General features: G+C 47.9%; 4 protein-coding genes and 1 CRISPR repeat array. Of the genes, 2 read left to right on the top strand and 2 right to left on the bottom strand.

Features of this window, described 5'->3' with window-relative positions:
• Positions 1-57 precede the first annotated feature (57 nt).
• The gene (locus V6C93_RS32565) at positions 58-879 is read right to left on the bottom strand and encodes a DUF928 domain-containing protein (RefSeq protein WP_333480834.1); all 822 of its coding nucleotides are present in this window, start codon (positions 877-879) and stop codon (positions 58-60) included.
• A gap of 21 nt (positions 880-900) precedes the next feature.
• A complete protein-coding gene (locus tag V6C93_RS32560; RefSeq protein ID WP_333480833.1) occupies positions 901-1,713 on the bottom strand; it encodes a DUF928 domain-containing protein in 813 nt (270 codons plus the stop codon).
• A 201-nt stretch (positions 1,714-1,914) separates the two neighbouring features.
• On the opposite strand from V6C93_RS32560, the gene V6C93_RS32555 reads away from it, so the two are divergent.
• Together V6C93_RS32555 and hisA are read left to right on the top strand one after the other, a co-directional pair.
• On the top strand, positions 1,915-3,627 hold the full coding sequence (locus tag V6C93_RS32555) for a transglutaminase domain-containing protein (protein ID WP_333480832.1): 1,713 nt from the start codon (positions 1,915-1,917) through the stop codon (positions 3,625-3,627).
• 462 nt (positions 3,628-4,089) lie between these two features.
• Positions 4,090-4,863, top strand: coding sequence for a 1-(5-phosphoribosyl)-5-[(5-phosphoribosylamino)methylideneamino]imidazole-4-carboxamide isomerase (hisA, locus tag V6C93_RS32550; RefSeq protein ID WP_333480831.1), 774 nt, complete (start codon positions 4,090-4,092; stop codon positions 4,861-4,863).
• 243 nt (positions 4,864-5,106) lie between these two features.
• Positions 5,107-5,440: a CRISPR direct-repeat array (repeat unit 37 nt; unit sequence GTCGAAATCAACTAAAATCCCTATCAGGGATTGAAAC).
• Positions 5,441-5,498 lie beyond the last annotated feature (58 nt).

Below are 5,498 nucleotides of genomic sequence, written 5' to 3'. Positions count from 1 at the left end.
GTAAACATACCTTGTCTCTAGGGTGCGTTTGAACGCACCCTACGTGGAGTAATACCCTTAGGGTTGAGAGGATGTGAATCGAGTTTCAGGCTTCGTTGGACTTGCCGCCAGTGACTCTTGGGCGATCGCATTAAGGTCTGCCGCACTCAAAAGCTGTTGCCAAGCTGCTGCTATTGCCCCATCGTTGGGATACTTACGGCGAAGTTCAACGAGAGTGGCTAAGGCATCCTGCCAAATTTCCGCCCCGGCATATAACTCCACTTGCTGTTGGGGCGATGCCTGCTTCAACTGATTATTGAGAGTCGCATTGAGTTCTACTCGTCTCACCCACCCGTCCACAGTAATGTCCCCCGATCGCTCATCAGGTTGACAAATGATCGAGAATAACCATTTATAATCCTGACCCACGGTTAAAGGCGGTAAGCCAGCTTGGCTGGGTAGCGTCAGTGATAGAATTCCTGGCTTACCACTGGTCTTGAAGATGGATTTATAAATCCTATTACCGTCCTTATCTTGTAACTCAAACTCTACAGGTAAGGGTGATGCTGGCGCTGATGCGGCAGGCATATAGACGAAAAATGTAGGATAGGGTGCTACCGTTACCCCAAAGCGATCGCCAGGGACTAAAGCTGTTAGAGATTTTCCAACAATCGGACAACGGTTGTTAGCTGTGCTACCACGTGTTCCCCCTCCTTCTGTACGCGTTGGTGCACCAATGCCACTGGGGGGTTTATACTGCTTTGCTTGCCAGCGCCTTGGTATGGCTTGAGCCAGAAGGGCTTGCGGAGTCTGTAGGAGCAGGAAAACACCCGTCAGCAAGGCCAATTTAAGATAAACTGCCAAAGAGAATTTGGAAAAGCGGAACCGTATCTGTGCCATGACAGTTGTGGATTGTTAGATTTAGTTGTTGGTCGTTCTGCCGTCTTGAAGCTTAGATTGTATAGAAACGTCCTCTAATTCCACGGCGGTAAAAAGTTTGTTCCAAGCATCTGTCAAGGTTGGGTCGTTCGGGCGATCGCGTCGTAGCGCAACTAGATTAGGCAGCATGTCGTACCAAAGATTAGCTTTGGTATAGAGCATAATACGCTCTTCAAGAGACGCTTTCTGAGTACGAAGTTCAAGATTTGGGTCTTCTGCAACTCGCTTGAGAACACCTTCAACCGATTGATTGTCTGACTGATCTGGGCCTGTGGCATTACAGGTCACCTGCAACTGCCACTTATAGACTTGACCCACTTTTAGGGCGTAGGGACTCGCCAGCGTTAAGCTCATGATGCCGGGAGTGCCTACACTACTATCGGTATACTTAGTCAACGGATACTTAGCGGAGTAAATCTTTTGGTCGTTGGCATCTCTAAGCGTGAACTCCATTTCCGGTGCTGGTGCTTGTCCAGGGTTACCATCGTCATCAATATCAGACATCCTAGGCATATACCAAAAAACTGTTGGATACTCAGCCGTCGTCTCACCTCCACCAAGCGGAACTAAAGCCGTAACTTTCCGCTGATCTCTTTTTGAAAAGCAACCGCCCCTACTTGCTCCACCTTGTCGATTATCGGGAATCCCCCGATTCGGTGGCTGAAAGGCATTTTCAAACACCCTGCTGAGCGAGGAAGAATTCGGCTGGGGTTGCGCGGAGACAGGGAAGACTGAGCCTAAGGTTAAGGCTAAAGTCAGGATGGTGAAGTGTGGGGAGCGTGTGAACCAAGCCATGATACAAACAGTTGTGGTAGACCGAGGTGTTTTCTATTCCAAGATGGCAGAACTGAAGCCTAGGTTCCAATTCATTGGTAGCAAATCTATGATAATCAGGTTCTAAGACCAGCATCTGCCTTAGTTTCAATTGTTATCACTTGAGGCATTAAAGGCATCAGCAACGTTGATTTCTTATTTAAATCTTCATCTGGATTAAGTATGATTCCCGATTCTGCTTCATCTGTTTCACCCAAAGGCCAAACTTTCACAACTATTAGACCCATTGGGGCAGCCGCCTTGCAGGGCATAGCCTTTTCGGGAGAAACTCTGTTTGCCATTGATGCCACCAACGGCTATCTGCTACAAATCGATCCGACAAGCGATAGCACCACTATTTTAAACTCGTCTCGCGAATTAGACTGGGCAGGTGCTTCTGGTCTGGCGCTTTCCGGAGAAACTCTTTGGTTGACCTTGGATAATCGTGTCTACTTCTGTCCGCTCAAGGGTGATTTAAGCCTCCAGCACTTTGTTAGCTTGCCTTATACCGCCGATGGCATTGCGGTTCGGGACGCAACAATCTATATCTCCAGCCAAAGGTCGGGGTATATCTTTATTTACAACCGGGATACAGGACGTGAGATTACCCGGTTATATGCTCCAGGCGTTGGGGCTGAGCATATTACGCTCCGAGGGGAGGAACTTTGGGTTTCCGACGCTGAGGAACAGACGGTTTACTGCCTCGATCGCGCAACAGGCGAAATACACTTTAGTGTACTCACTCCCTTTGCAAACCCGACTGGCTTAGCCTTTTATACTGACCCTGAGACGGGTCAAGATATTCTCTATGTGGCCTATGCGGGTGAGGAACCTTATATCCGCGATAACCCGAACGCCAACCCCAATTACGAATTGCAGTATCGCGATCGCACATTCATTCATCCTCTTTACTTTAGCCACAATGCCGAGCGCCACTATGCCCTCTCCAATGGCTATTTGATCGAAATGTGCTATGTCGAGGAACTTGCCCCCCTCGAAGATGTTGAACTCCAACAGGTCGAATGGCGCATTGCCCTGCCTGCGGAAACGGATCGACAGAAGATCAGAAAAATTGAACCGATGGGTATGCGCTTCACCGAAGAAGTTCAGGATGGACAGCGCGTCGCTGTCTTCAAATTCGATACTCTCAAACCCGGTGAACGGCATATCTTCGGTTGGAAAGCCCTTCTAGAAGTCTGGAGTATTAAATACCGCCTCACACCACGAGACGTGGAAAAGCTGCCTGATTTACCCCCAGACTTTCAACCTCGCTATCTGGTGGATAATGATCAGTTAGCGATGGACACAGAGAGCATTCGTCACGCCGCTCGTGAGGCCATTGGTCGGGAAACAAATCTCCTGCGGAAAGTTTACAATATTCGCAACTATGTCTATGACAAACTTTCCTACGGTATTAAACCCCATATTGATACTCCAGACATTGTTTTAGAGCGGGGTATTGGTTCGTGCGGCGAATATTTGGGTCTGTTGCTAGCCTTAGGACGGCTTAATGGAATTGCTTGCCGCACCGTTGGTCGTTACAAGTGCCCTCCCCACCCCGACAAGTTCGATATTCCCTTGGAACCCGACTTTAATCATGTTTGGATGGAATTTTATGTCCCTGGCGTCGGCTGGTTGCCGATGGAATCCAATCCTGATGACACAGTGGAAGGAGGCCCTTACCCGACCCGCTTTTTTATGGGTCTTTCCTGGTACCACATGGAGATGGCAAAAGGGATTCCCTTTGAAACCCTCAAAAGTGAAGGCGTTCCTGTGAATAAGGAAAATACTTCGATTGGTGAACTCGCCATTAATCATGTCCGGTTCAAAATTCTCGAAGAATTGTCGCCGCCTCAGTGGACTTACAGCAGATTGCAGGCTGATGAAGTCCAGTAACAGCAGTTAGCAAATCAGTATTCGTTGATGCACTGAATTGAGTGTGTTCTATTTACTGGCAATCTGCTGTAATAGTTGCCTCATAGGGGGCTAATGAGTAGTCTGTCAATCAATCTTTGATCGGTATTCGTAGGGGTAACCTCGGTGGTGAGTTCTATTGCAAACAATCATTACCATTAGGTTGAGCGAGTTCTTGGTTAAGCTAATTACAGCGATTTTCAAATGAATAGGCCACAGGCAAACCTCTCTCCTACTAGGGAAGGGGCTGGGGATTAGGGCACGTTTTCAAACCTCGTCGTCAGATTCAGATCCCCCTAAATCCCCCTTAAAAAGGGGGACTTTGATTGAATTCTCCCCCCTTAGGGGGCTGGGGGGGATCAAAGGGTTTGAAAACACACCCTAGGCCTCATGCTTGTGGTAGTACACTTGAAAACTGCTGTAAGGTTCGTTGGATGATGAAGAATGGATGTTATTCCAGCAATTGATTTGCTTGAAGGTCGGTGTGTGCGGTTGTATCAGGGAGACTATGCGCGATCGCAAGTCTTTAACGATAACCCGACTGATGTTGCCAGACAATGGGTCGATCAGGGTGCCACTCGCCTACACGTTGTCGATTTAGATGGGGCGAAAGTTGGTCAGCCCGTTAATACCAAGACAATAGAAGCTATTGTCCAGGCTGTGTCCGTGCCGGTACAAGTGGGGGGAGGTTTGCGCGATCGCACAGGTGTGGCACAATTACTCGATATCGGTGTCCAGCGAGTGATTTTGGGCACGGCAGCGGTAGAAGACCGCCCCTTGGTGAAACAGTTGTGCGAAGAATTTCCAGGACAAATTATTGTGGGGATTGATGCCCGTAATGGCTTAGTTGCCACCCGTGGCTGGTTAGAAACGTCTGAGGTTAAGGCAACCGAACTTGCCCAGGAGATGAGTCAGTTAGGAGCGGCTGCCATTATTTATACTGATATTCATCGGGATGGCACACTGTCTGGCCCCAATCTAGACGCCCTCAGAGAACTTGCGCGTAGCATTTCCATCCCTGTTATTGCCTCTGGCGGTGTGAGTTCAGTTACGGATTTGTTGAGTTTGTTGGCACTTGAACCATTGGGGGTTAATGGAGTAATTGTGGGTCGTGCGCTGTACACTGGGGATGTTTCTCTCAAAGAAGCGATTCAGGCTGTGGGACAGGGACGCCTTCAGGATATCCCCCCAGATTTGGGGTTTTCGACCTTTGCCTGAGGCAGAACGGATTGCTAGCTATTCCTTAAATGAGTCGATTTTTTTCCCCGAATCCGAGAACCTATAGGTGTTTTTGAAGAAGGGTCAAAATTTAAGGCTGTATCCCTTGCAGGGTAAGGCTGTGAAAAGATTGCCCCTTTCTATAGGTTCTCGGAAATCCTGAAAAGCTTATCAAAACTGAGTTTGAAGCTATTGGAACGGAAGGTATCTTGACTCATCCCGTCTTGAAAATGCTATCTTAATGTCGAAATCAACTAAAATCCCTATCAGGGATTGAAACTATCCAGACGTACCACGCAAAACACTTTATAGATGGTTTGGTCGAAATCAACTAAAATCCCTATCAGGGATTGAAACCTCTTAGGAGCCTGGGCAGTGGGAGCGATCGCACTGGAGTCGAAATCAACTAAAATCCCTATCAGGGATTGAAACTCTTCTTTAAGGCTTCTTTCTCCCACAATGCGCCAGGTCGAAATCAACTAAAATCCCTATCAGGGATTGAAACCAACCAAACGACGAAAATCAACAGCCTCAGAACTTGTCGAAATCAACTAAAATCCCTATCAGGGATTGAAACGATATAGCGATCGCACCTTTCACCATCACATGGGGTCGAAATCAACTAAAATCCCTAT

This window comes from Allocoleopsis sp. (assembly GCF_036703385.1).
Lineage (GTDB): Bacteria > Cyanobacteriota > Cyanobacteriia > Cyanobacteriales > Coleofasciculaceae > Allocoleopsis.
The sequence above is the reverse complement of the archived record's forward strand: the minus strand, read 5'-3'. Positions and strand labels throughout refer to the sequence as shown.

Coding starts and splice junctions, on each gene's coding strand:
- V6C93_RS32560 (WP_333480833.1), bottom strand. CDS start 1,713: ATGGCTTGGTTCACACGCTCCCCACACTTCACCATCCTGACTTTAGCC.
- V6C93_RS32565 (WP_333480834.1), bottom strand. CDS start 879: ATGGCACAGATACGGTTCCGCTTTTCCAAATTCTCTTTGGCAGTTTAT.
- hisA (WP_333480831.1), top strand. CDS start 4,090: ATGGATGTTATTCCAGCAATTGATTTGCTTGAAGGTCGGTGTGTGCGG.
- V6C93_RS32555 (WP_333480832.1), top strand. CDS start 1,915: ATGATTCCCGATTCTGCTTCATCTGTTTCACCCAAAGGCCAAACTTTC.